Origin of the sequence: Streptomyces sp. NPDC056734 (assembly GCF_042790455.1) — a bacterium.
GTDB lineage: Bacteria > Actinomycetota > Actinomycetes > Streptomycetales > Streptomycetaceae > Streptomyces.
In genome coordinates this window covers 406,566-432,124 of sequence record NZ_JBHTZD010000002.1, presented here as the reverse complement: position 1 = coordinate 432,124, position 25,559 = coordinate 406,566, and the positions used below count along the sequence as shown (strand labels likewise).

21 protein-coding genes and 1 tRNA gene are annotated in these 25,559 nt (G+C 71.6%); 14 read left to right on the top strand and 8 right to left on the bottom strand.

Going from position 1 to position 25,559, the window contains the following annotated elements:
* Positions 1 to 778: 778 nt before the first annotated feature.
* From ACFRFC_RS03940 to ACFRFC_RS03900, 9 genes are all read left to right on the top strand, one after another.
* The gene (locus ACFRFC_RS03940; RefSeq protein ID WP_382681270.1) at positions 779 to 1,093 is read left to right on the top strand and encodes a DUF3039 domain-containing protein; all 315 of its coding nucleotides are present in this window, start codon (positions 779 to 781) and stop codon (positions 1,091 to 1,093) included.
* Positions 1,094 to 1,357: 264 nt separating this feature from the next.
* Entirely contained in the window at positions 1,358 to 2,656 is a 1,299-nt protein-coding gene (locus ACFRFC_RS03935; RefSeq protein ID WP_382681272.1) for an extracellular solute-binding protein, read from the top strand.
* 143 nt (positions 2,657 to 2,799) lie between these two features.
* Entirely contained in the window at positions 2,800 to 3,735 is a 936-nt protein-coding gene (locus ACFRFC_RS03930; protein ID WP_382681275.1) for a carbohydrate ABC transporter permease, read from the top strand.
* Positions 3,732 to 4,586: a carbohydrate ABC transporter permease gene (locus ACFRFC_RS03925; RefSeq protein ID WP_382681278.1), complete on the top strand. Its 855-nt coding sequence runs from the start codon at positions 3,732 to 3,734 to the stop codon at positions 4,584 to 4,586. The genes ACFRFC_RS03930 and ACFRFC_RS03925 overlap by 4 nt, the downstream gene beginning before the upstream one ends.
* A gap of 159 nt (positions 4,587 to 4,745) precedes the next feature.
* Complete coding sequence (locus tag ACFRFC_RS03920; protein ID WP_382681280.1) at positions 4,746 to 6,473, top strand: beta-N-acetylhexosaminidase; 1,728 nt, start codon at positions 4,746 to 4,748, stop codon at positions 6,471 to 6,473.
* Positions 6,474 to 6,771: 298 nt separating this feature from the next.
* A complete protein-coding gene (locus tag ACFRFC_RS03915) occupies positions 6,772 to 7,665 on the top strand; it encodes an FAD binding domain-containing protein (protein WP_382681282.1) in 894 nt (297 codons plus the stop codon).
* Positions 7,662 to 9,668 (top strand): 2Fe-2S iron-sulfur cluster-binding protein, encoded by a 2,007-nt coding sequence (locus ACFRFC_RS03910; protein ID WP_382681285.1) that lies wholly within the window; start codon positions 7,662 to 7,664, stop codon positions 9,666 to 9,668. Before ACFRFC_RS03915 ends, ACFRFC_RS03910 begins: the two co-directional genes overlap by 4 nt.
* On the top strand, positions 9,665 to 11,971 hold the full coding sequence (locus ACFRFC_RS03905) for a xanthine dehydrogenase family protein molybdopterin-binding subunit (protein ID WP_382681287.1): 2,307 nt from the start codon (positions 9,665 to 9,667) through the stop codon (positions 11,969 to 11,971). Before ACFRFC_RS03910 ends, ACFRFC_RS03905 begins: the two co-directional genes overlap by 4 nt.
* A 448-nt stretch (positions 11,972 to 12,419) precedes the next feature.
* On the top strand, positions 12,420 to 13,595 hold the full coding sequence (locus ACFRFC_RS03900; protein WP_382681290.1) for an SUKH-4 family immunity protein: 1,176 nt from the start codon (positions 12,420 to 12,422) through the stop codon (positions 13,593 to 13,595).
* Positions 13,596 to 13,639: 44 nt separating this feature from the next.
* Here the strand turns inward: ACFRFC_RS03900 and ACFRFC_RS03895 are convergent, their stop codons facing one another.
* On the bottom strand, positions 13,640 to 14,623 hold the full coding sequence (locus ACFRFC_RS03895) for a superoxide dismutase (RefSeq protein ID WP_382681293.1): 984 nt from the start codon (positions 14,621 to 14,623) through the stop codon (positions 13,640 to 13,642).
* Between the two features lie 174 nt (positions 14,624 to 14,797).
* Positions 14,798 to 14,869, bottom strand: a tRNA-Cys gene (locus tag ACFRFC_RS03890).
* Positions 14,870 to 15,106: 237 nt separating this feature from the next.
* Here ACFRFC_RS03890 and ACFRFC_RS03885 point away from each other — a divergent pair.
* The 5 genes from ACFRFC_RS03885 to ACFRFC_RS03865 all read left to right on the top strand — a co-directional run bounded on the left by ACFRFC_RS03885 (position 15,107) and on the right by ACFRFC_RS03865 (position 20,935).
* On the top strand, positions 15,107 to 16,597 hold the full coding sequence (locus tag ACFRFC_RS03885) for an MFS transporter (RefSeq protein ID WP_382681295.1): 1,491 nt from the start codon (positions 15,107 to 15,109) through the stop codon (positions 16,595 to 16,597).
* 64 nt (positions 16,598 to 16,661) lie between these two features.
* A complete protein-coding gene (locus ACFRFC_RS03880) occupies positions 16,662 to 16,856 on the top strand; it encodes a hypothetical protein (protein ID WP_382681298.1) in 195 nt (64 codons plus the stop codon).
* Positions 16,857 to 17,024: 168 nt separating this feature from the next.
* Entirely contained in the window at positions 17,025 to 18,827 is a 1,803-nt protein-coding gene (locus ACFRFC_RS03875; RefSeq protein WP_382681300.1) for a DEAD/DEAH box helicase, read from the top strand.
* Between the two features lie 466 nt (positions 18,828 to 19,293).
* On the top strand, positions 19,294 to 19,935 hold the full coding sequence (locus ACFRFC_RS03870; RefSeq protein WP_382681302.1) for an IclR family transcriptional regulator: 642 nt from the start codon (positions 19,294 to 19,296) through the stop codon (positions 19,933 to 19,935).
* A 208-nt stretch (positions 19,936 to 20,143) separates the two neighbouring features.
* Positions 20,144 to 20,935, top strand: a complete 792-nt coding sequence (locus ACFRFC_RS03865; protein ID WP_382681305.1) for a S16 family serine protease — start codon at positions 20,144 to 20,146, stop codon at positions 20,933 to 20,935.
* 18 nt (positions 20,936 to 20,953) lie between these two features.
* Here ACFRFC_RS03865 and ACFRFC_RS03860 read toward each other — a convergent pair whose 3' ends face one another.
* The 6 genes from ACFRFC_RS03860 to ACFRFC_RS03835 form a co-directional block, all read right to left on the bottom strand.
* Positions 20,954 to 21,142 (bottom strand): hypothetical protein, encoded by a 189-nt coding sequence (locus ACFRFC_RS03860; RefSeq protein ID WP_382681306.1) that lies wholly within the window; start codon positions 21,140 to 21,142, stop codon positions 20,954 to 20,956.
* Positions 21,139 to 21,729, bottom strand: a complete 591-nt coding sequence (locus ACFRFC_RS03855) for a helix-turn-helix domain-containing protein (protein WP_382681308.1) — start codon at positions 21,727 to 21,729, stop codon at positions 21,139 to 21,141. Before ACFRFC_RS03855 ends, ACFRFC_RS03860 begins: the two co-directional genes overlap by 4 nt.
* 111 nt (positions 21,730 to 21,840) lie before the next feature.
* Positions 21,841 to 22,824 (bottom strand): glycine betaine ABC transporter substrate-binding protein, encoded by a 984-nt coding sequence (locus ACFRFC_RS03850; RefSeq protein ID WP_382681310.1) that lies wholly within the window; start codon positions 22,822 to 22,824, stop codon positions 21,841 to 21,843.
* The gene (locus ACFRFC_RS03845) at positions 22,821 to 23,681 is read right to left on the bottom strand and encodes an ABC transporter permease (protein ID WP_382681312.1); all 861 of its coding nucleotides are present in this window, start codon (positions 23,679 to 23,681) and stop codon (positions 22,821 to 22,823) included. Before ACFRFC_RS03845 ends, ACFRFC_RS03850 begins: the two co-directional genes overlap by 4 nt.
* Positions 23,678 to 24,913: a betaine/proline/choline family ABC transporter ATP-binding protein gene (locus tag ACFRFC_RS03840; RefSeq protein WP_382681314.1), complete on the bottom strand. Its 1,236-nt coding sequence runs from the start codon at positions 24,911 to 24,913 to the stop codon at positions 23,678 to 23,680. The genes ACFRFC_RS03845 and ACFRFC_RS03840 overlap by 4 nt, the downstream gene beginning before the upstream one ends.
* Complete coding sequence (locus ACFRFC_RS03835) at positions 24,906 to 25,553, bottom strand: ABC transporter permease (protein ID WP_382681316.1); 648 nt, start codon at positions 25,551 to 25,553, stop codon at positions 24,906 to 24,908. Before ACFRFC_RS03835 ends, ACFRFC_RS03840 begins: the two co-directional genes overlap by 8 nt.
* Positions 25,554 to 25,559 lie beyond the last annotated feature (6 nt).

The following is a 25,559-nucleotide window of genomic DNA, read 5'->3' as shown; positions in this document are numbered from 1 at the left end:
GGCGGTGGGCCTGCGCTGAGTGGACTCGCGGGATTCCCGAGCCGATTCGCCGGATTGTGGGCGTCGGTTCGGTGGGTTGCGTGTGCCGACCTGCCGACCTGCCGGACTGTGGGCGTCGGCTCGGTGGGTTGCGCGTGCCGACTTGCCGGATTTCATGCGTTGGCTCAGTGGGTTGCGTGTGCCGACTCGCCGGATGTGCCCGTCGGCTCGGTGGGGATTGAGCGTGCCGACCCGCCCGATCTCGCGCGGTCGGCTCGCAGGATTCCGTGTGCCGACCCGTGTCCGATGCCCTTGACGGGCTTGCCCGCGTCCGCCCCATCCGACGCTCTGGACAGGCTCGCCGCGTCCGAGTCACCCGGCGTACCCGACGGGCTCGCCGCACCCCACCCGCTCGCCGCCCGCGCGTGGCCCCCCCTCGCCGTATCGGCGCGGCGGCCTCCGCCGAGTGTGCCGCCCGCGACCGGGTCGCCCGCCCGTCCCGGCGGCGCGAGCGTCTCGTACGGCGATCCGTGGCCGACCTGGCCCGGCGCCCCCCCCGTACCGCTCCAGCCCCCGGCCCGGACCACCGGCGGGTCGCCCGCCCCGACCCCGACGGAGACGGAGTGCCCGCCCGACCCCGACCGGGCGTCCGCCCCCACCTCACCCCCGTAGGACAAGCCCTGCCCCCGAGCCCCGCCCCGTCTCTTTCCAGCCCCCGGCACCCGGTGCGCGCCCCCGCGCACCGGTCGCGCACCCGTCGCCGGACCGAACATTGTGAGCTTCAGTACTCTTGGTTTTTATGAGCACTCTTGAGCCCGAGCCCGAGCGCGGGACTGGGACGGGGACCCTCGTAGAGCCGACGCCGCAGACCTCCCACGGTGACGGTGACCACGAGCGCTTCGCCCATTACGTCCAGAAAGACAAGATCATGGCGAGCGCCCTCGACGGGACCCCCGTCGTGGCGTTGTGCGGCAAGGTCTGGGTGCCGGGCCGCGATCCGAAGAAGTACCCCGTATGCCCCATGTGCAAGGAGATCTACGAGTCCATGGGCGCCGGTGGGGACGACGGCAAGGGTGGAAAGGGCGGTAAGGGCGGCAAGGGCGGAAACAAGTAGCGGGCGGACGAGCCGCCGCTGCCGGTCCCGCTCGACCGTGTGACGTACAGAGGCCCCCGAGGCGTGCTTCGACACGCTTCGGGGGCTTTTGTGTGCCCTGCCGGGGTGCGGCCCGTTGCACGGAATGCGTCGCCCGGTCACAGAGTGGTTGAGACCTCTTGTAAGTCCGTTCATTCACTCCATAACCTCCGCAGTGTTGTGCACAGCGAAACAGGCATTGCGCATGTTGCAACGAGCAACGCCGCACTCCCGGAGGAGCACTCCATGAAGCTGTCCGTCCGTATGGCCGCCCTGCTGGTCTCCGCAACGCTGGCCGGCGCCGCCTGCGCCCCTTCGACCTCCGACAATTCCGCCTCCGGTGAGGACGAGAAGACCGGCACCCTGAGGGTCTGGCTCTTCCAGGAGGTCAACAACGAGCCCAAGGAGCAGGTCGTCGAGTCTGTGATCGACGACTTCGAGAAGGCCCACGAGGGCACCGAGGTCTCCGTCGAGTACATCCCGGTGGAGACCCGCGCCCAGCGCATCAAGGCCGCGTTCAACGACCCCGAGAGCGCCCCCGACGTCATCGAGTACGGCAACACCGACACCGCCGGCTATGTGAAGGACGGCGGACTCGCCGACGTCACCGCGGAGTTCGAGGCATGGGACGAGGGCAAGGACGCCGACCCGACCGCCCGCCAGTCCGTCACGGTCGACGACAAGGTCTACGGCGCCCCCTTCTTCGTGGGCGTCCGCGCCCTCTACTACCGCACGGACGTGTTCGAGGAACTCGGTCTGGAGGTGCCCGAGACCCAGGCCGAGCTGATCTCCACCGCCCAGCAGATCCGCGAGGAGAAGCCCGACCTGTACGGCCTCGCCGTCGGCGGCGCCTACACCTACGGCGCGATGCCGTTCATCTGGGCCAACGGCGGTGAACTCGCCACCGGCCAGGGCACCTCCTTCGCCTCCGCCATCGACAGCGCGGCGGCCCAGAAGGGCATCGAGGCCTACACCTCCCTCTTCGGCGACGACAACTGTCCGGCCGAGAAGTGCGCGAGCTTCACCGGCAACGACACCGTGACCGCCTTCGCCTCAGGCACGGCCGCCATGGCCATCGGCGGCGACTTCAGCCACCAGGCCATCGAGGCGGGCGAGGTCAAGGGCAAGTACGCGGTGGTCCCGCTGCCCGGCGTGGAGGCGGGCACGATCGCCCCGGCGTTCGCGGGCGGCAACAACATCGGCGTACTGAACAGCACCTCGCACCGCACCCTCGCCGTCGACCTGATGCAGCAGCTCGCCTCGAAGAAGACCCAGGGCGAACTCTTCGACGCCATGGGCTTCCTGCCCACCTATGCCGACGTCCGGGACGAGGCCGCCGCCAAGGACTCGTTCGTGGAGCCCTTCGTCCAGACCCTCGCCGCCGACACCAAGTTCGTCCCGGCCTCGCCCGCATGGGCCGAGATCGACGCCTCGCAGGTGCTGCCGACCATGTTCCAGGAGATCGTCAGCGGCAAGAACGATGTCGCCGGTGCCGCCGCGGACGCCGCCGACAAGATGGACGCCTCCTTCGCGTCGGCCGGGTGACCCAGGTGAGTACGACCAGCGATGCACCCAGCGATACACCCGGTGATGCGCCCAGCGATGCGCCCAGTGATGCGCCTAGCGATACAAGCAGTGATGCGTTCGGTGACGCGCTCAGCAACAGCGGGCCCGGTCGGCGAAAGGGGGTGCGGGCCGGCGGGGGTTCCTCGCGCAGATCCCCGCGCCCCCCGGGGCGAAAGGGCGCACGGCGTCCGTCGTGGACCCCCTGGCTCTATCTCGCGCCCGCCCTCGTGGTGCTCGGCGGGCTGCTCGTCTATCCGATCTACCAGCTCGGTCTGATCTCCTTCCTGGAGTACACCCAGGCGCAGGTCAGCGGCGGTGAACCGACCACCTTCAAGGGCTTCGGCAACTACACCGAACTCTTCGGCGACGAACAGTTCTGGGAGGTGCTGCTCGCCACCCTCGTCTTCGCCGCCGCCTGTGTCGTGTCCACCCTCGGCGTCGGCTGCGCGCTGGCCGTGCTGCTCACCCGGGTACGGGCGCTGCCCCGGCTCGCGCTGATGATGGCCGCGCTCGGCGCCTGGGCGACCCCGGCGGTCACCGGCTCCACCGTCTGGCTGCTGCTGTTCGACCCGGACTTCGGCCCGGTCAACCGGATTCTCGGCCTCGGCGACCACTCCTGGACGTACGGGCGCTACAGCGCGTTCTTCCTGGTGCTCCTCGAAGTCGTGTGGTGCTCCTTCCCGTTCGTGATGGTCACCGTCTACGCGGGGATCCGCGCGATCCCCACCGAGGTGCTGGAGGCCGCCTCCCTGGACGGCGCCTCGCAGTGGCGCATCTGGCGCTCGGTCATGGCGCCGATGCTCCGCCCGATCCTGGTGATCGTCACCATCCAGTCGGTGATCTGGGACTTCAAGGTCTTCACCCAGATCTACGTCATGACCAACGGCGGCGGCATCGCGGGCCAGAACCTGGTCCTGAACGTCTACGCCTACCAACAGGCGTTCGCGTCCTCGCAGTACAGCCTCGGCTCGGCGATCGGCGTCGTGATGCTGCTGATCCTGCTCGCCGTGACCCTGATCTATCTGCGGCTGCTGCGCCGCCAGGGGGAGGAACTGTGAGTGTCGTGCGTTCTCTGGTCCGGCGTCCCCGCCGTCCGTGGAGGCTGGCCGCCGAGGCATCCGCGCTGGTCATCGCCCTGGTCGTCGCCTTTCCGCTGTACTGGATGGTGCTGAGCGCCTTCAAGCCGGCCGGTGAGATCGAATCGACCGAGCCCCGGCCCTGGACCCTGGCCCCCTCGCTGGATTCCTTCCGGCGGGTGTTCGGGCAGCAGGAATTCGGGCGGTATTTCCTCAACAGCCTGCTCGTCGCGAGCTGTGTCGTCATCGCCTCGGCACTCATCGCGTTTCTCGCGGCGACCGCCGTCACCCGATTCAAGTTCCGTTTCCGGACCACCGTGATGATCATGTTCCTGGTGGCCCAGATGGTGCCTATCGAGGCGCTCACCATCCCGCTGTTCTTCCTCATGCGGGACTTCGGCCAGCTGAACACGCTGGGCGCGCTGATCCTGCCGCACATCGCCTTCTCGCTGCCCTTCGCGGTCTGGATGCTCAGGGGGTTTGTGAAAGCGGTGCCGGAGGCACTGGAGGAGGCCGCGTATCTGGACGGGGCGAGCCGCTCGCGATTCATGTGGCAGATCCTTTTCCCCCTGGTCTTCCCGGGCCTCGTGGCCACCAGTGTGTTCTCCTTCATCTCGACCTGGAACGACTTCCTGTTCGCCCGCTCCTTCATCATCAGCGACACCTCCCAGTCGACCCTTCCGATGGCTCTGCTGGTCTTCTACAAACCCGACGATCCCGACTGGGGAGGAGTGATGGCGGCCTCCACCGTGATGACCATTCCGGTGCTGGTCTTCTTCGTACTGGTGCAGCGCCGGCTGGTGTCCGGACTCGGCGGGGCGGTCAAGGACTGACGCCGTGCGACTCCCGACGCGACTCCTGACCAGGCTCCTGACCAGGCTTCTGACGTGACTTCCGATCCGGCCTCCGATCCACCATCTGATCCGACCTCCGATCCAGCATCTGATCCGACTTCTGAACCCACTTCTGAACCCACTTCTGGCCCCACTTCTATGGATGGGATTTCCGTGAGTACGACTTCGGTGGGCGGGACTTCTCCCGTCACAGGCGCTCCGAACGCGACGCCGGGCGGTACGACTTCGGCGGCGGAGCTGATTCCCGCGCCGCTGCGGGTGACGACGGACGGGGACGGATTCTTCGTACTGGGACCGGAGACGGCCCTGGTCGCCGGTGCGGGGACCGGGACCACGGAACGCTGGCTGCGCTCCCAGCTGGGCGCCGCGACCGGCCTGTCCTTCCCCCCGGCGGGCGCGGACGCGGGCCATGCCGCCAATGCCGTACGGCTCGGTCTGGATCCCGCGATCGCGGCCGAACTCGGTGCGGAGGGATACCGCCTGGACGTCACCCCGGACGGTGTGAACCTGACGGGCGGCGATCCCGCCGGGCTCTTCCGGGGCGCCCAGACCCTGCGGCAACTGCTCGGCCCGGACGCCTTCCGGCGCGCCCCGCTGCCGGGCCGTGAGTGGCGGCTCCCGCACACCCGTATCGAGGACGCGCCACGATTCGCGTGGCGCGGCATGATGCTGGATGTGGCCCGGCACTTCATGCCCAAGGAAGGCGTGCTGCGCTATCTCGACCTGCTGGCCGCGCACAAACTCAACGTCTTCCACTTCCATCTGACGGACGACCAGGGCTGGCGCGTCGAGATCAAGCGCTACCCCAGGCTGACCGAGGTGGCCTCCTGGCGCTCACGCACCAAATGGGGGCACCGCGCCTCTGAGCTGTGGGAGGACCGGCCACACGGCGGCTTCTACACCCAGGACGACATCCGCGAGATCGTCGCCTACGCCGCCGAACGGCATATCACCGTCGTCCCGGAAATCGACATCCCGGGGCACTCGCAGGCCGCCATCTCGGCGTATCCGGAACTCGGCAACGCGGACGTCACCGACACCACCTCCCTCTCGGTCTGGGACACCTGGGGTGTCTCTGAGAACGTACTCGCCCCCACTGACAACGCCCTGCGCTTCTACGAAGGGGTGTTCGAGGAACTGCTGGAACTGTTCCCCGGCGAGTTCATCCACGTCGGCGGCGACGAATGCCCGAAGGAGCAGTGGCGCCGCTCGCCGCTCGCCCAGGCCCGGATCGCGGAACTCGGGCTGAAGGACGAGGACGAGTTGCAGTCCTGGTTCATCCGGCACTTCGACACCTGGCTCGCCGAGCGGGGCCGCCGGCTCGTCGGCTGGGACGAGATCCTGGAGGGCGGCCTCGCCGCGGGCGCCACCGTCTCCTCCTGGCGCGGCTACGAGGGCGGGATCGCCGCCGCGCGCGCGGGACACGATGTCGTCATGTGCCCCGAGCAGCATGTGTATCTGGACCACCGTCAGGACGGCGGTCCGGACGAGCCCGTGCCGATCGGATTCGTGCGCACCCTGGAGAACGTCTACCGGTTCGAGCCGGTTCCCGCGGAACTGACGAAGGACGAGGCCCGGCATGTGCTCGGCACCCAGGCCAACGTCTGGTCCGAGGTGATGGAGAACTCCGCCCGCGTCGACTACCAGGTCTTCCCCCGGCTCGCCGCCTTCGCCGAGGTGGCCTGGAGCGCCCTGCCCGCCCCGGCCGAGCGGGACTTCGCCGGTTTCCAGCGCCGGATGACCGCCCACTACGGGCGACTTGACGCCCTCGGCGTCGCCTACCGGCCCCCGACGGGCCCGAAGCCGTGGCAGCGGCGGCCGGGCGTGGTGGGACGGCCGATCGACGGGGAGCCGCCCAAGCGGTGAGGTGCGGTGCGGTGAGGTGACCGGGGCGGGAGGGAGCGCCCTCTCCCGCCCTCTCCGGATGCCTGAAAGGATTATGGAAAAAACTCCCAAGAGTCATCGAAGAGTGCCAATTGCCGCGCGTGGGTGATGCCGTGTGAAAACGGACCATCTCCGCGACGAGGTGGGCGAATGTCTCCTAGCGGACCCCCGCGTTCGTGCCCTGCGAAGATGTGCCAGAGTTGCCACGTCCGCCCTGTCGGCACGTACCGTACGGCGCACAGGCGGGAACAGGTGGGGACAGCGGGAAGGGGCAGCCGGTTTGACCACGCACGCACCGCAGGCGGCGCAGTCCGTGACGCTGCCCACGACGCTGGACGAGGCCGTCGCGGCCCTCACCGCCCTGCCCGCCGCCGTGCCCGTGGCGGGCGGCACCGACCTCATGACCGCCGTCAACTCCGGCCAGCTCCGCCCGGCCGCGCTGGTCGGCCTCGGCCGGATCAGCGAGATCCGCGGCTGGCAGTACCAGGACGGCCACGCCCTGCTCGGCGCCGGGCTCACCCACGCGCGCATGGGCCGCCCCGACTTCGCCGCCCTCATCCCCGCGCTCGCCGCCGCCGCCCGCGCGGCGGGCCCCCCGCACATCCGCAACGCCGGCACCCTCGGCGGCAACATCGCCTCCGCCTCGCCCACCGGCGACGCGCTGCCCGTGCTCGCCGCCCTGGAGGCCACCCTGGTCATCGCCGGGCCCGGCGGCGCCCGCCGGGAGATCCCGGTCTCCCATCTGCTGGCCGGCGTGGCGATGCTCCGCGCGGGCGAACTCATCGGCTTCGTGCGCGTGCCGCTGCTGCACGCGCCGCAGGTCTTCCTCAAGGCGACGGCGCGCACCGGCCCCGGGCGGGCCGTCGCCTCGGTCGCCCTGGTCCTCGACCCGGCCCGGCGCGGCGTGCGGTGCGCCGTCGGCGCCATAGCGCCGATGCCGCTGCGCCCGCTGGACGCCGAGCAGTGGGTCGCCCGGCTCATCGACTGGGACAACGACCGCGCGCTGGTCCCCGAGGCGCTCAGTGCCTTCGGCGAGTACGTGGCCGCCGCCTGCATCCCCGACCCGGCCCCGGCCGAGGACGGCTCCGTACCGCAGCTTCCGCCCGCCGTACTGCATCTGCGGCGATCCGTCGCCGCGCTGGCCCGACGAGCACTGGGGAGGGCACTGTCATGACCGACGACCAGCACAGAGAGAGCGCGCCCCAGGGCGGCGGCCGCTGGGACCCGCTGCCCCAGGGCGAGTACGACGACGGCGCCACCGCCTTCGTCAAGCTCCCCGAGGGCGGCATCGACGCGCTCATGGCGGCCTCCGACAGCCCGCTCGCCGCGCCCGGCCACGGCTATGTGCCGCCGCCCATCGCGGTCACACCCGCCCCGCCGTCGGCCACCGACCCGTCCTCCACCGGCACCTGGACCAACCTGTCGGCCACACCCGCCGACGGCACCCAGTGGCAGGCCGTGGACACGGGGCATCAGGGCGGGGTGCAGTACCCCGGCGATCCGCGCGCGGGCGACCCGCGAGGCGCCGGTGCACACGGCGGAGGGCCGTCGGGCGTCGGTCCGCAGGGTGTCGGTTCGCACGGCGGCGTGCCGGGGGACCGCTTCACGTACCACCCGGGTGCCACCGGGCAGTGGAACTACCAGGAGGTCACAGCGCCGGAGCCGGCCGCCCCGGCGCCGGGCCACGATGTGACCGGCCAGTGGTCGATCCCCGTCGCCAACGGCGATCTTCCGGACGAATCGGGCGAGTTCACCACATCGACGCTGGTCGAGCAGTGGGGCGGAACACCGCCGCCGACGCTCCCCGGCGGCGCCGCCGCGCCCTGGGCGACGGAAGGGGCGGGGCAGGCATGGGCTCCGGCCGCCGACACGCCCGCGCGGGGAACTCCGGGTGCGGGAGCGCCACATGGCGTGTCCGGCCCGGGCGTGTCCAGCCCGGGGGTGCCCGGTGTGTCCGCCGCTGGGACCGCGTCTGCCGGGGAGGGTGGGACTGGCCCGGGGGGCAGGACTGCCGCCGCTGCCAGGGACTTCTCGGACACCGTGGCCCTGCGCGTGGCGGTGCCTCCGGGCATGGCCGGGTCATCGGCCGGGGCCGCGCCAGCGGTTGGGGCCGGGCCATCGGTCGAGGCCGCGTCACCGGTCGAGGCCGGGGCGCCCGCCGCTGAGGTCGCGCCTCCCGTGGAGATGCCGCCCGCCGCCCCCGACGTCGTCGAGGCGCCCGCCGCGCCTCAGGGGGCCGGTGAGGCGCGAGGTGTCACCCCGGATGCCGACGAGGCTCCCGGGGTCGCTGAGGGCCCCACAGGGCCTGTCGTGAGGGCCTTCGTGGCGCCGGGGCCGACTCCGTCGCCCGCGGGCGCGCAGACGGCCGTACAGCCCGTCGGCGAGGCCGCTCCCGACGGCTCGGACGACTCCGACGCCTCCGATGACGCCAACCTGCCCGAGGACGAGGACGATTCCGGCACTCCGGATGCGCCCAGCACGCCCGGTGCGCCCGCCGAGGCTCCGGCGCCCTCGCACGACGACCACCCCGTCGCCTCGTACGTGCTCCGTGTGAACAGCGCCGACCGGCCCGTCACCGGCGCCTGGATCGGCGAGTCGCTGCTGTACGTGCTGCGTGAGCGGCTCGGTCTCGCGGGCGCCAAGGACGGCTGCTCGCAGGGCGAGTGCGGGGCCTGCAACGTCCAGGTCGACGGCCGCCTCGTCGCCTCCTGCCTGGTGCCCGCGGTCACCGCGGCCGGCAGCGAGGTGCGCACCGTCGAGGGCCTGGCCACCGACGGACAGCCCTCCGACGTGCAGCGCGCGCTCGCCAGGTGCGGTGCGGTGCAGTGCGGTTTCTGCGTGCCCGGCATGGCGATGACCGTGCACGACCTGCTGGAGGGCAACCCGGCGCCGACCGAGCTGGAGACGCGCCAGGCGCTCTGCGGCAACCTGTGCCGCTGCTCCGGCTACCGGGCCGTCGTGGACGCCGTGCAGGAGGTCGCCGCCGAGCGCTCCTCGGCCGGCGCCGCCGAGTCCGTCGAACACGGCGGCGACGAGCCGCGTATCCCTCACCAGGCGGGCCCCGGGGCCGGCGGGATCAACCCGTCGGCGTTCGACCCGCCCCGGGTCCAGGGCCATGACCGGGCCTTCGGAAACGGAACCGGAACCGGACCGGGACAGGACGGAGGCCAGGCGTGAGCAACGAAGCCGCCACGGCGACCACCGCGGAGGCCGTCCCCACCGCCGAGCCGATCCCGCACGGCATCGGCGCGTCGCTGCCCGCCGCCGACGCGCGCGCGAAGACCGAGGGCACCTTCCCCTACGCGGCCGACCTGTGGGCCGAGGGCCTGCTCTGGGCGGCCGTGCTGCGCTCCCCGCACCCGCACGCGCGCATCGTGTCCATCGACGTGTCCCACGCGCGCGAGATGCCCGGCGTACGGGCCGTGATCACCCACGAGGACGTGCCGGGCGTGGCGCTGCACGGCCGCGGCAGAGCCGACCGCCCGGTCTTCGCCTCCGAGGTGGTCCGCCACCACGGCGAGCCCATCGCCGCCGTCGCCGCCGACCACCCCGACACCGCGCGGATGGCCGCAGCCGCAGTCATCGTCGAGTACGAGGTGCTCGACCCGGTGACCGACCCCGAGCAGGCGTTCGAGGCCGAGCCGCTGCACCCCGACGGCAACCTCATCCGGCACATCCCGCTGCGCCACGGCGACCCGGACGTCAACGGCGAGACCGTCGTCGAGGGCCTGTACCGCATCGGCCGCCAGGACCCCGCGCCCATCGGCGCCGAGGCGGGCCTGGCCGTGCCCCGGCCGGACGGCGGCGTGGAGCTGTACCTCGCCTCCACCGACCCGCACACCGACCGCGACACCGCCGCCGCCTGCTACGGCCTCGAACCCGAGCGCGTGAAGATCGTCGTCACCGGGGTGCCCGGCGCCACCGCAGACCGCGAGGACCAGGGCTTCCAGCTGCCGCTCGGCCTGCTCGCGCTCAGGACCGGCTGCCCGGTGAAACTCACCGCCACGCGCGAGGAGTCCTTCCTGGGCCACGTCCACCGCCATCCCACCCTGCTGCGCTACCGCCACCACGCGGACGCCGACGGCAAGCTGGTCAAGGTCGAGGCCCAGATCCTGCTCGACGCGGGCGCCTACGCGGACACCTCGGCGGAGACCCTCGCCGCCGCCGTGTCCTTCGCGTGCGGCCCCTATGTCGTCCCCAACGCCTTCATCGAGGGCTGGGCCGTGCGCACCAACAACCCGCCCTCCGGCCATGCCCGGGGCGAGGGCGCGATGCAGGTCTGTGCCGCCTATGAGGCGCAGATGGACAAGCTCGCCAAGAAGCTCGGCGTCGAACCGGCCGAACTGCGGCTGAGCAATGTCCTCGCCACCGGCGACATCCTGCCCATCGGCCAGACCGTGACCTGCCCGGCGCCGGTCGCCGAACTCCTCCAGGCGGTACGCGACTTCCCGCTGCCCGCGCTGCCCAAGGACACGCCCGAGGACGAGTGGCTGCTGCCCGGCGGCCCCGAGGGCGCGGGCGAGCCGGGCGCGGTGCGCCGGGGCGTGGGCTACGGCCTGGGCATGGTGCACATGCTGGGCGGCGAGGGCGCCGACGAGGTCTCCACGGCGACCGTGAAGGTCCAGGACGGGGTCGCCACGGTCCTGTGCGCGGCCGTCGAGACCGGCCAGGGCTTCACCACCCTCGCCCGGCAGATCGTCCAGGAGACGCTCGGCGTCGAAGAGGTCCATGTGGCACCGGTCGACACCGACCAGCCACCCGCGGGAGCGGGCTGCCGGGGCCGCCACACCTGGGTCTCCGGCGGCGCGGTGGAACGGGCCGCGAAGATGGTCCGTACGCAGCTGTTGCAGCCCCTTGCGCACAAGTTCGGCATGTCGACCGAGCTGCTCCAGATCGCCGACGGCAAGATCACGTCGTACGACGGGGTGCTCTCCACGACCGTCGCCGAGGCGCTGGACGGCAAGGAACTGTGGGCCACCGCGCAGTGCCGCCCGCACCCGACCGAGCCGCTCGACGAGCACGGCCAGGGCGACGCCTTCGTCGGGCTCGCCTTCTGCGCCATCCGCGCGGTGGTGGACGTGGACATCGAACTGGGCTCGGTACGGGTGGTGGAGCTGGCGGTCGCCCAGGACGTCGGCCGGGTGCTCAACCCGGCGCAGCTCGCCGCGCGCATCGAGGCCGGGGTCACCCAGGGCGTGGGCATCGCGCTCACCGAGAACCTGCGCACCCCGCGCGGCGTGATCCGCCACCCCGATCTGACCGGCTACGCCCTGCCGACGGCGCTGGACGCCCCGGACATCAGGATCGTCAAGCTGGTCGAGGAGCGGGACGTGGTCGCGCCGTTCGGCGCGAAACCGGTCAGCGCGGCGCCGGTCGTCGCCTCCCCGGCGGCGGTCGCGTCGGCGGTACGGGCGGCGACGGGCCGGGCGGTGAACCGCCTGCCGATCCGGCCGCAGGCTGCGGTGGTCACCGGACAGTAGGCGGTCACCGGGCCATAGGTGGTCAGCGGGCCATAGGTGGTCATCGGGCCGTAGGTGGTTGCCGGTCGGCAGGTCGCCGGCGGGCTGCGACCGCCGGACGGCCGTCGCTGCCGAGGGCCGTCGCTGCCGTGGGCCGTCGCCCCGCCGATGCCGGGGAAAATCACGGGGAACGGGACAACCGCCGGGGCGGTTTCGACGTCTGAGTGAGTGGCCGGGTGGGGTGTCGCTGGCCGGACGTGGCGTTCGCGGGCCGAGTGGGCGGGCCGGGCGTGACGGCCGGGATCGACGGAGCCCCTGCCCCAGCCAGGTTGGTGAGGTCCGTGCCGGGAATCGCGTTTGTGCAGGTCGGAGCGCATTGTCAGTGGCAGCGCGTAGTGTTTCGGGCAGTGGGGACGGCCGCGGGATCGGGCGGGCGGACCGGCCCCAGACAACCATGCACGGGGGACGAATGAGCATGACCGGCGCCGTCACCGCGGCGATCACCCTGACCGAGCACGACCTGGATCCCTACATCACGCACGCGCCCACCCGCCACTGGCTGACGGGTCCCGGACTGCCGTGCGTGAGCGACCTGCTGACCTTCGAGCAGCTGCGCACGGACGGACTGCGGACGGTCGCCGACACCACCGGCGACCCCGGGATCCTCGCGGCGGAGCTGCGCGACCGCCTGGTGATAGGCGGGCTGCTCACCCCCGAGGGCGGGGCGGCCGAGTCGGTGCTGCTCGACGGCGCGACGGGCGCGGTCATGACGGCGTACTTCCCCTACGACCGTCCGCACGCGGGGGACACCCGCCTGCTGGCGCCCTCCCTGCGCGCGCTGGTCACCTTCGCGGCGGCGACGGAGGAACTGGCGGAGCTGCGCGGCCGGTTCGCGGCCTACGCCGGGCGCCATGGCACCAAGACCGCGCAGGAGGCGTCGCGGCAACTCCTGGCGGTCTTCGAGGAAGGCACGGACGGCGCGCTGCCGCCGTACTGGAAGATGGCGGCGCTGATCCGGCCGCTGGCCCTGGTCGCCGGTCCCGGCACCCGGTCCGGGCTGACCCTGGACCTGCCGTCGCGGCTGCTGGACCGCGAGTTCGGGCCCGGCCGGCTCGCGCGCTTCGAGGACATGGACTTCCCGTCCACGCTCACGCACGAGCCGACCCGCCGCTTCCTGCGCGAGACGGGCCTGCCGGAGGACGGCACGCTGCTCACCTTCGACTCGGACGTCCAGCTGCCGACCCTCGCCGAGTACTACGCGGAGGACGGCACCAGCGCGTCGCACAGAGCCGAACTCCCGCCGCGGGCAGCCCATCTGATCCGCCTCGGGCGCCTCGTGGACGACCACGCCCTGCTGGTCGACGGCGCGACGGGCGAGATCCTGGCCTGGAGCGAGCGGGGGACGACCCCGCGCTCGCTCAACACGGACGTGTCCACGCTCGCCTTCACCCTCTGGCTGCTGCGCCGCGAGCGGGCCATCGACCGCGAGCTGTCGCACGAGCTGACGACGGACGCCTACGACCAGCTCGCGGCCACGATGATCCGGGTCCTCAGAGCCGTCGACCCGGCGGGCTCCCCCCACCACCCGGTGGACTGGCACTACTGGACCCGGCTGCTCCAGGACGAGGCCACCGGGGTCCTCTGACCACGGCGGTCGGGACCGGCTCGGTCGTCCTGTGCCTCAGTGGCTCACAGCGGGACGCCGATCGCGCTGTAGGTCGTGTCGGGGGCCGGGGGAGTGGTGAGGCGGGCGTTGGCCACATAGAGGCGGTCGCGGTAGAGGGCGGCGGTGGTGGGGACGTCGTAGCGCGGGTCGGTGACGGTGCGGTTCAGGACGGCGGTGCGGATCGCGGCGTCGAGATCGAGGACGCTGACCTGGTTGAGCCGGTTCTGGACGACGTACAGGGTGCGGCCGATCCGCAGCAGGCCGTCGCCGTAGGTCAGGGCGTCGACGCCGCTGAGGGTGATCTCGACGGCCTTGCCGGTGGCCAGGGGCACGCGGTAGAGCTTGCCGCCGTTGACGACGATCAGTGCCGTCCGGTCCGGGGTGCCGACCAGGCCGTTGGCGCCGATCCCGCCGGCCGGCTGCACCCAGTCGCCGCCGATCGGCAGCTCACGGATGTCCCCGGTGCCGCCGCGCGGGACACCGTAGAGGACGGCTCCGTAGGAGTCGGTGAACCAGGCGTGATCGCCGAGGAGGGCGATGTCGTTGATGAAGTGGCCGTCCGGGTCGGTCAGCTGGTGGTGGGCGACGAGCCGGCCGGTACGGGAGTCCACGACCCGGGCGGCGCCTCCGGTGGACCCGGAGGAGAGATACAGCAGGCCGTCGTGGTCCACCTTCAGCCCGTTGGTGACGGTGCCGGTCTCGCCTGCGTACACGAGGCCGCCCGTGCCGGTGCGCAGATCGGCCCGGTAGACAGCTCCGTCGGCGCGGGAGCCGAAGTAGGCGTACGTGCCGGTGCCGATGGCGATGCCCTCGGGCAGGAAGCCGTTGGGCAGCGCGATCTCGGTGGGCCAGTCAGCGGTGGACGACGACGGGGCCGTGGGGGACGTCCGGGAGGGGGACGTGGGGGCGGCCGTCGCCGATCTGGCGCCGACGCTGCCGGTCAGGGCGGCCAGGGCGGTGGCGCCGATCACGGCACGACGACTGGGCAGGAGATGCTTCCGGGACAAGGCTCGGCCTCCGAGGCGAGTGAGGTGGGGCTCATCGAGGCCCTGAGACAACCACCTCACGGTGAGAGTGGGCTGAGAGCCGGTGGGCGCCGCGCGGTGACCCTCAGGGCTGCCGGGAAACGAGGTGGGGCCAGGTCGGCCCGTGGTGGACACGGACCGACCTGGCCCCCTGGGAGACCGTGGCGGGAATCGAACCCGCGTAACTGGCTTTGCAGGCCAGCCCCTAGGCCTCTCGGGCACACGGTCATCGGTGGACATGACGTTATGGCGTGGGGAGGAGGGGGTTCAAGGGGAACGCGGGGGCCGCAATGGGACTGCCACATGGCGTTCACATAGCTTCACGCCCCTCATGGGGGCAGGGGAGTGGGAGGGGGGAGGGGGCAAGGCGGAGGGCGTCCGGTCCCAGGTCGTACGACCAAGGTCGGAGGGCGATGCGGTCTCCCGACAGGGGCATCACCGGCCTGTGGCCCTTACGCTGCGGGGATGACGACCCCGAAGCCGCCCGACACCGACGTCGTAGAAGCCGCCGCGCCCGCCGGAGGTCCGCCCGCCGGGCCGAAGGAGAGCGTGCTGAGCCGGCCGTACCGGGCGCTCAGTATCGGGATCACGTCGGTGGTGCTGCTGATCGCCTTCGAGGCGACGGCGGTAGGAACGGCGATGCCGGTGGCTGCGCGGGAGCTGGACGGCGTGTCGCTGTACGCGTTCGCGTTCTCGGGGTACTTCACGACCAGCCTGTTCGGGATGGTGCTCTCCGGGCAGTGGTCGGACCGGCGCGGTCCGCTGGGGCCGGTGACGACGGGGATCGCCACGTTCGCGGCGGGGCTGCTGGTGTCGGGGACGGCCCAGACGATGCTGCTGTTCATCCTGGGGCGCGCGGTGCAGGGGCTGGGCGGCGGCCTGGTGATCGTGGGGCTGTACGTGGTCGTGGGCCGGGCCTACCCGGAGCACCTGCGCCCGGCGATCATGGCGGCGTTCGCGGCGAGCTGGGTGGTGCCGTCGATCGTGGGGCCGCTGGCGGCGGGCGCGGTGACCGAGCACGTGGGCTGGCGGTGGGTGTTCCTCGGCACGCCGCTGCTGGTCGCGCTGCCGCTGGCGCTCGCACTGCCGCAGATACGGCGACGGGCCACGGGCCCGGTGGACACCGACGCGGGGCCGGGCGAGGGCGGGGGCAAGGGCAAGCCGTCCCCGTCCTTCGACCGGCGGCGGATCCGGCTGGCGTTCGGCATCTCGCTGGGCGCGGGCCTGTTGCAGTACGCGGCTCAGGATCTGCGCTGGCTGTCCCTGCTGCCCGGTGCCGTGGGCGCCGCGCTGCTGGTCCCGGCGGTGCTGGGGCTGCTGCCGCGCGGCACGTACCGGGCGGCGCGCGGGCTGCCGTCGGTGGTGCTGCTGCGGGGCCTGGCGGCCGGGTCCTTCATCGCGGCGGAGTCCTTCGTGCCGCTGATGCTGGTCACCCAGCGGGGGCTCAGCCCGACGCTGGCCGGGTTCTCGCTGGCGGCGGGCGGCGTGACCTGGGCGCTGGGGTCGTGGGTGCAGACCCGGCCGCGGCTCGAACCGTACCGGGAGTCGCTGATGACCGTCGGGATGGTGCTGGTCGCCGCCGCCATCGCTGCCGCGCCGAGTGTCTTGATCGACGCCGTGCCGGCCTGGATCGTGGCCGTGGCGTGGGCGTTCGGCTGCTTCGGGATGGGCCTGGTGATCTCCTCCAGCAGTGTTCTGCTGCTCCACCTCTCCGCGCCCAGCGAGGCCGGGACCAACTCCGCCGCGCTCCAGATCTCCGACGGTCTGTCCAACGTCATGCTGCTGGCCGTGGGCGGCGCCGCCTTCGCGGCCCTGGGCGGCGGCACGGTCGCCCACGCCGCGACGGACGCCTCCGGCGGCTCCTCGACGGCCTTCGCGGCGGTGTTCCTGCCGATGGCGGTGGTGGCGCTGCTGGGCGCCTTCGTGACGCGACGGCTGCGGGTTCCGGCCGGGTGACGTGGGCGGGGATGGGGGTGGGGCGATCGGGCGGAATGGGTGCCGTGAGTTCGGTGCGGGCGGAATGGGTGCCGCAAGGGTCCTGTGCGGGCGGTGCGGGTGCCTGCCGTACGGCGGTGCGTGGGTGCCGTACCGGCGGTGCGGGGTTCTGTACCGGCGGTACGGGGTTCCGTACGGGCCGGTCATCGGCCGGGTGTCCGGTGAACCGGCCGGGCCGGTGATCGCCGGGCGGCTCGGGACGTCGTACGCCTGGATGTGACCTGGATCCCACCCGCGGGTGCCCCGGCATCGTCCGCGCGTTGACGGGGACGGGACGCCGGTAGGGTGGCCCGGTTGTCATACGTAGCCCCCGTACAGCCCCGGACAGCGCGGTACAGCGCGGTACGCCAACGGCGCCGTACGACCCCGCCCGACCACACCGGAGACCGTGACTACCACCGCCGCTTCCTCCGCCTCCCACTCCTCCCACCTGTCGCCGGCCTTCCCGGGCCGGGCGCCCTGGGGTACCGCCAGCAAGCTGCGGGCCTGGCAGGAGGGGGCGATGGAGAGGTATCTCCAGGAGCAGCCGCGTGACTTCCTCGCGGTCGCCACGCCCGGCGCCGGGAAGACCACCTTCGCGCTGACGCTCGCGTCCTGGCTGCTGCACCACCATGTCGTGCAGCAGGTGACCGTGGTCGCGCCCACCGAGCATCTGAAGAAGCAGTGGGCGGAGGCGGCGGCCCGCATAGGGATCAGGCTCGACCCGGAGTACAGCGCGGGGCCGCTCAGCAAGGACTACCACGGCGTGGCCGTCACCTATGCGGGCATCGGCGTGCGCCCCATGCTGCACCGCAACCGCGTCGAGCAGCGCAAGACCCTGGTCATCCTGGACGAGATCCACCACGCCGGTGACTCCAAGTCCTGGGGCGAGGCGTGTCTGGAGGCGTTCGAGCCCGCGACGCGCAGACTCGCGCTGACCGGTACGCCGTTCCGGTCCGACACCAACCCCATCCCCTTCGTGGCGTACGAGGAGGGCAACGACGGCATCCGGCGGTCCTCCGCCGACTACACCTACGGGTACGGCTCCGCGCTCGCGGACGGCGTCGTGCGGCCCGTCATCTTCCTCTCCTACAGCGGAAACATGCGCTGGCGCACCAAGGCGGGCGACGAGATCGAGGCGCGGCTCGGCGAGCCGATGACCAAGGACGCGATCAGCCAGGCGTGGCGTACGGCGCTGGACGCGCGCGGCGACTGGATGCCGGCCGTGCTGCGCGCCGCCGACCAGCGGCTGACCGAGGTCAGGAAGGGGATCCCGGACGCCGGTGCGCTGGTCATCGCCTCCGACCAGGACTCGGCACGCGCGTACGCGAAGCTCATCCGGGACATCACCGGGCACAGGGCGACGCTGGTGCTGTCCGACGACTCGGGTGCCTCCGACCGGATCGACGAGTTCAGCGGCAACACCGACCGCTGGATGGTCGCGGTCCGGATGGTGTCCGAGGGCGTCGACGTGCCGCGACTCGCGGTCGGCGTGTATGCGACGACCATTTCCACGCCGCTGTTCTTCGCGCAGGCCGTCGGGCGTTTTGTTCGTTCGCGCAGGCGCGGCGAGACCGCTTCGGTGTTCCTGCCGACGGTGCCCGATCTGCTCGGGTTCGCCAATGAGATGGAGCGCGAGCGCGACCACGTCCTCGACAAGCCGAAGAAGGACGGCGAGGAGGACCCGTACGCCGAGGAGGACAAGCTCCTCCAGGAGGCCGAGAAGCAGCAGGACGAGGACACCGGCGACCAGGACATGCTGCCCTTCGAGGCGCTGGAGTCCGACGCGGTCTTCGACCGGGTGATGTACAACGGCGCCGAGTTCGGGATGCAGGCGCACCCGGGCAGCGCGGAGGAACAGGACTACCTCGGCATTCCTGGGCTGCTGGAACCCGATCAGGTGCAGTTGCTGCTCCAGAAGCGGCAGGCCCGGCAGATCGCGCACAGCCGCAAGAAGCCGGACGAAGAGGCCGATCTGCTGGAGATGCCCGCCGAGCGGCGCCCGGTCGTCAGCCACAAGGAGCTGATGGAGCTGCGCCGCCAGCTCAACAACATGGTCGGCGCCTACGTCCACCAGAGCGGCAAGCCGCACGGCGTCGTCCACACCGAGCTGCGCCGGGTGTGCGGGGGGCCGGCGAGCGCCGAGGCGACGGCCGGGCAGTTGCGCCAGCGGATCGCCAAGGTGCAGGAGTGGGCTACGCGGATGCGGTGACCCTGCGGTGGCTGGGGCTGGGGCTGGGGCTGGGGCTGGGGCTGGGCTGGGCTGGGATGGGGGCCGGGGCCGGGCTGGGGCTGTTGTGCGGGCGGTTGTTCATGCCTATGGGCGGCCTTTGTGCGAACGATCAGCTTCCCCAGAGCGAACGATCACCCCATCCGCGTCAGACGTGATCGTTCGTGCGGACACTCTCGTGCGTATCTGGTCAATGTGAGTAAGTCCATACCGGCCATTGACCGGATTCTGGACGGAGCCTTCCGCTGAGCGAACCGGCTCGCTACTGTCCCGCTACGCACACGCCCCGTGGCAGCGTCGCCGCGGAGCGCAGCCGTGAAGCGACTTGGGCCCGGACGCCGTCGGGCCGTCAGCCGACCGGCAGCCTCTGATGCGCGTCGCCGAACGGGACTCGGTGACGCCCCGCCGCCGCAGAGGCCGCCGACCTCACCACTAAGGAGTGGGCGTCGTGACCGCGGAGACCTCTCAGACGCTCGACCGGGGCCTGCGGGTCCTCAAACTGCTGGCCGACACGGACCACGGGCTGACCGTCACCGAGCTGTCCAACAAACTGGGCGTCAACCGGACCGTCGTCTACCGCTTGCTGGCGACCCTGGAACAGCACGCCCTCGTCCGACGTGACCTGGGCGGACGTGCCCGGGTCGGGCTCGGGGTACTGGGCCTGGGCCGCCAGGTGCACCCACTGGTGCGGGAGGCGGCGCTGCCCGCCCTGCGCTCGCTCGCCGAGGACATCGGCGCGACGGCGCACCTGACCCTGGTGGACGGCGCGGACGCGCTCGCCGTCGCCGTGGTCGAGCCGACCTGGACCGACTATCACGTGGCTTACCGTGCCGGGTTCCGGCATCCGCTGGACCGGGGCGCCGCGGGCAAGGCGATCCTCGCCGCGCGGCAGCAGCCGCTGGACGACCCCGGCTTCACCCTCGCCCACGGTGAGATGGAGGCCGGCGCGAGCAGCGCCGCCGCGCCGCTGATCGGGGTCACCGGTGTCGAGGGCAGCGTCGGGGTGGTCATGCTGTCGGACGCGGTGCCGGAGCGGGTGGGGCAGCGGGTCGTGGACGCGGCGCGGGAGGTGGCGGAGGCGTTGCGGTGAGCGGGGTGCCCGGGCGGCGCCTGGGGGACGGGGGTGGGGGTCGGGGCGGTGGGTTTTCGGCCGCGGGTGGTGGGTGGCTGGTCGCGCAGTTCCCCGCGCTCCTCGGGGCGATTCGGTTGGCGGGCGTTACGGGGTGCCCCCGGCGTCCGGTGTCCCCGCGCGTGGCCCTGCGGCCCATGGGATTCGTGCACGCCGTTAGATTGATCCCGTGCTCTCTCGCCTCACGCGCCCCCAGGCCCTCGCCGTCTGTGCCCTGCCCGCCGTGGCCCTGATCGCGACGGCGGTGTTCGCGCCGCTGCCGTTCGCGGTGGCGCAGCCCGGTCTGACGGCGAACGTGCTCGGCGACAACCAGGGCGAACCCGTGATCACCATCTCCGGGGCGCCGACCCGCGAGACCAGCGGCCAGCTCCGTATGACGACGATCGAGGCGACCAGCCCGGACGCGAACGTCGGGCTGGGTGAGGTGATCGACAGCTGGTTCGCCACCGATCGGGCGGTCATGCCGCGCGACGCCGTCTACCCGAGCGGGGACAGCGTCAAGGAGATCGAGCAGTACAACACCGAGCAGATGGAGCAGTCCCAGGACGTCGCCACCCAGGCCGCGCTCGCGCAGCTGGGCCTGAGCGAGAACGAGGTGAAGGTCACCCTGAAACTCGCCGACGTCGGCGGCCCCAGCGCGGGCCTGCTCTTCTCGCTCGGCATCATCGACAAGCTCGACGGCGACGGCCGCGGCGGCGATCTCACCGGGGGCAGGACGATCGCCGGTACCGGAACGATCACCGCGGACGGCGCGGTCGGCGCGGTCGGGGGAGTGGCCCTGAAGACGCAGGCCGCGCGGCGCGACGGCGCCACCGTCTTCCTGGTCCCGAAGGCGGAGTGCGGCGACGCCCAGGCGGAACTGCCAGCCGGCCTGCGACTGATCCCGGTGACGACCCTGGACGGCGCGGTGGACTCACTGGTGGCACTGGAGACGGGGTCCGGGGCGGTACCCAGCTGCTGAGAGCGGTCCGTGGCCGGGCTAGCGGGTGAGGACCGGCCGGGGCGGGGTGGCCAGCCGCAGCCCCAGTTCCACCAGGGTCCAGCCGAGCCGGGCCCGCAGATCGCGCGGGCGCCGGGCGGTGCGCGCGAGTCGGTACGCGTCGGCGTCGGCGCGCAGTTCGGCGGCGCGCGCGTGGTGCAGGGCGAGAAATGTCTCGGGGTGCGTCATGGGGCGGGCCTCTCTGCCTCGGTGGCGATCGGGAAGGCATGTGTGTGGACGCGTACCGGGGTGGCACCAGGGGTCTCCCGCGCCCGGTAGCCCTCCAGCAGCAGGTGCATCTCCTGGACGAGTTCGGCGGCCTGCTCCGGTGTCAGCCGTAGTGTCCAGTCGCTCAGGTCGGTGGCGTCGGACCAGTCCGGCGCCCAGTCGTCGCGGGTGCCGACCCAGGTCGACAGCTCGCGGGCATGCATGCTCGCGATCTCGTGCAGAAACGCCGTCGCGGCCCCGCGTGTGGCCGGATCGGCGTCCCGGAGCACAGTGTCGTCGAGGCTGACGCCCTGGTCGGCGGCACGCCACCAGCGCTCACGCCCCCTGCCGCGCTCGGGCGCGTCCTCGACGAAGCCGTGGGCGGCGAGTTGCCGCAGGTGGTAGCTGGTCGCTCCGCTGGACTCGCCCAGCCGTTCGGCGAGCATCGACGCGGTGGCGGGACCGTTGAGCCGCAGTTCGCGCAGGAGCTGCATGCGCAGGGGGTGGGCCAGCCCGCGCAGGGAGCGGGCGTCGAGGGGGCGGACGTGAAAGTCCTGGGCGTCGTCCATGCCTACAAAGGTAGCGTTGCAAAGGAATGCTTGCAACAACTTCTTTGCAAGGATTCCTTTGGTGGGAAAGGTCCCGCTGGACCCGCTCAGGCCAACCGCGCCCGCCGGCCCTCACCCCTCCCTCACGAACCCCTCCCCCTTCAACCAGTCCAGCGCCACATCGTGCGGATCGTCCCCGTCGACGTCCACCTTCGCGTTGAGCGTTTGCGCCACCTCGTTGGTCAGCTTCTTCGTGATCGGATCGAGTACGTCCGCGATGGCCGGCCACTTCTCCAGGGCCTTGGTGTTGATCTCGGGCGCGGCGTTGTAGATCGGGAAGAACTTCCGGTCGTCCTGCATGACCACCAGGTTCATGGACTTGATCCGCCCGTCGGTGGTGAACACCTCGCCATAGGTGCACACCCCCTTCGCCGTCTGCGTGTAGATGATCCCGGCGTCCATCTGCGTGATGTTCCCCGCCGGAATGTTCATTCCGTACGCCTTCTGCATCCCCGGCAGCCCGTCCGCGCGGTTGGCGAACTCGCCCTCCACGCACAGCGTCACCGCGCCCGGGTCCGACCGGGACAGCTCGGCGACCTGGGAGAGCGTCGTGGTGCCGTACTTCTCGAAGTTGGCCTGGTTCATGGCCAGCGCGTACGTGTTGTCGAGGGTGGCCGGGGGCAGCCAGGTCAGCCCGTTGCGGGCGTCCGCCTCGCGCACCGCCTCCCACTGCCGCTGGGCGTCGGGGATCGGCCCGCTGTTGCCGAGGTAGGTGATCCAGGCGGTGCCGGTGTACTCGTACATCCCGTCCGCCTCGCCGGTCTTGACGGCCTCGCGGGCGCCGATCGAACCCTGGATCCCTGTTCGGTCGAGCACTTCCGCTCCGGCCGCCTCCCAGGCGATGCCCATGATCGCGCCGAGGATCAGCTGCTCGGTGAACTCCTTGGACGTCACGGTCAGCTGCGCGCCCTTGAGCGGTTCGCCCTGCCCGATCGATCCCGGACGAACATCGTCGACCATGGGCGAGCCGCTGGTCAGCCCGCAGCCGGGGGCCGCCAGCAGCATCGCCCCGACCAGCCCCAGCGCCAGGCGCAGTCGCCGTCGTACGGTCCTCATGTCCCCACCTCCAGGCCCCTGGGCCGCAGCAGCAGTTCCGCCAGGGTGGCCAGCCAGTCCACGAGCAGGGCGAGCGAGATCGTCAGGATCGAACCGAGCACCAGCACCGGCATCCGCTGCGTGGTGATGCCGGTGGTGATCAGCACACCCAGGCCGCCGCCTCCGCCGAAGGTCGCCAGGGTGGCCGTACCGACATTGAGCACCAGGGCCGTGCGCACCCCCGCCAGGATCAGCGGCACCGCCAGCGGCAGCTCCACGCGGGAGAGCACGCCCGCCGACGACATGCCGATGCCTCGGGCCGCTTCGAGCAGCGTCGGATCGTTCGCCCGCAGACCGGCGATCGTATTGGCCAGCACCGGCAGCAGGGCGTAGATGATGATGCCGATCAGGGCGGCCTTGGTGCCGATGCCCAGCCAGATCACCAGCAGGGCGAGCAGACCGATCGCCGGGGTCGCCTGGCCGACGTTGGCGATCGCCATGGCCACCGGCTGGGCCTTCCGGAACGACCTGCGGGTCAGCAGGATGCCCAGCGGGATCGCGATGATCAGCACGAAGAACGTCGAGATCACCGTCAGCTCCACCTGCTGCCACAGCGCCTTGGAGACCTGGCCGTTCGACAGCGCGTTCTCGGAGATCGGGTCCAGGTCGGCCTGCGCGAACCACAGCCAGGTCGCCAGCAGCAGCGCGATCAGGAACGCCGGCAGGAAGGTGAGCTTCTGCCAGGTGATCCGGCGGGCCGCCGGACGGGGTGGGGGCGGTGGCTCCTTGTCCGCCGGGACCTCACCCTCGTCCCGGAACGGATGCCCCTTGACGTCGTGCTCGCCCGGCGGGCGGCTCTGGTCGGACGAGGTGGTCACGCCGTCGCCTCCTGGGTGCCGCCCTCCTGTTCGGCCTGCGTCTGCCGGGACCGCGCCTCGGCGAGCTGGTGCTGGTGCTCCATGGCTTCCAGACGGTCGGCCTCCAGCATTTCGTGCACGGAGTTCATGAGCGTTTCCATGTCGACCACGCCGGTGTACTCGCCGCGCCGCCCGGTCACCGCCACCCGCCCGGCGTTGTCGATGAGCACCGCCTCCAGCGCGTCGCGCAGGGTCGCGTCCCGGGTGACCGTGTCGTGCACGAGCGTGCCAGCCCGGGCGAGCGATCCCTTGGCGCGCATCAGATCACCGCGCCGCAGCCACTTGTAGGGCCGGCGGCGCTTGTCGAGGAGCAGGATCTCGTTGGTGCCGCTGGAGCGCAGCAGATCGAAGATGCTCTGGAGCGGATCGTCCACGGTCACCGTCGGGTAGTCGGTGATCTCCACGTCCCGCACGCGGGTCAGGTTCAGGCGCTTCAACGCCGCCCCGGCACCGACGAACCCGGACACGAAATCGTCCGCCGGATTGGTCAGGATCGCCTCCGGCGTGTCGAACTGTGCGATGTGCGAACGCTCACGCAGGACCGCGATCCGGTCCCCGAGTTTGATCGCCTCGTCGAAATCGTGCGTGACGAACACGATCGTTTTGTGCAGCTCGTGCTGGAGCCGGATCAGCTCGTCCTGCAAGTGATCACGAGTGATCGGATCGACCGCGCCGAACGGCTCGTCCATCAGCAGCACCGGCGGATCCGCCGCCAGCGCCCGCGCCACCCCGACCCGCTGCTGCTGCCCGCCGGACAGCTGGCGCGGATAGCGGCCGTGGAACTCGCCCGGATCGAGCCCGACCAGATCGAGCATCTCCTCCACCCGCCCCCGGATCCGCGCCCTGGACCATCCGATCATCTTCGGCACGAGCGCGATGTTCTGCGCGACCGTCATGTGCGGGAACAGCCCCGACGACTGGATGGCGTAGCCGACCTTGCGGCGCAGCTTGACCGGATCAATGTCGGTCACGTCCTCGCCATTGATCCGGATACGGCCACTGGACGGCTCGATCAACCTGTTGATCATCTTGAGCGTGGTCGACTTACCGCATCCCGACGGCCCGACGAAGATGACCGTCTCACCCGCCTTGATCTCCATGCTGACGTTGTCGACGGCGGGCTGCGGACTGCCCGAGTACCGCTTGCTGAGGTTCTCCAGCTCGATCGTGGCCCCGGTGGCAGCGTCAGGCACGGATCCCCCTGGGAATGGTCAGCCGGCCGATCAGGACGTACGCGGCGTCGAACAACAGGGCCAGGACGATGATCCCGAGGGTGCCCGCGAGGACCTGGTTGAGCGCGTTCTTGCTGCCCAGCGAGGAGATCCCGCGGAAGATCTCGTTGCCGAGGCCGGGACCGGAGGCGTAGGCGGCGATCGCGGCGATGCCCATCAGCATCTGCGTCGAGACCCGGATACCGGTCAGGATCGGCGGCCAGGCCAGCGGCAGCTCGACCCGCGCCAGCCGCATCACCCGGGACATCCCGATGCCGGTGGCCGCGTCGACCAGGGCCGGATCGACCCCGCGCAGGCCGACGATCGCGTTCCGCACGATCGGCAGCAGTCCGTACAGGGTCAGCGCGATCACGGTCGGCGCCACGCCGAGCCCCACGATCGGGATGAGCAGACCGATCATGGCCAGCGACGGAACGGTCAGCAAGGTCGTGGTCGCCGTGGTGGCGAGCCCGGCGGCCCATTCGGTCCGGTAGGTGACCACCCCGACCAGCACCCCGATCAGCGTCGCCACGACCATGCACTGGAAGACGGCACTGGCGTGCTGATACGCGTCGACGAGAAGCTGCTCGTGCTGATTGCCCAGGTACTCCCAGAAGTTCACACCCTC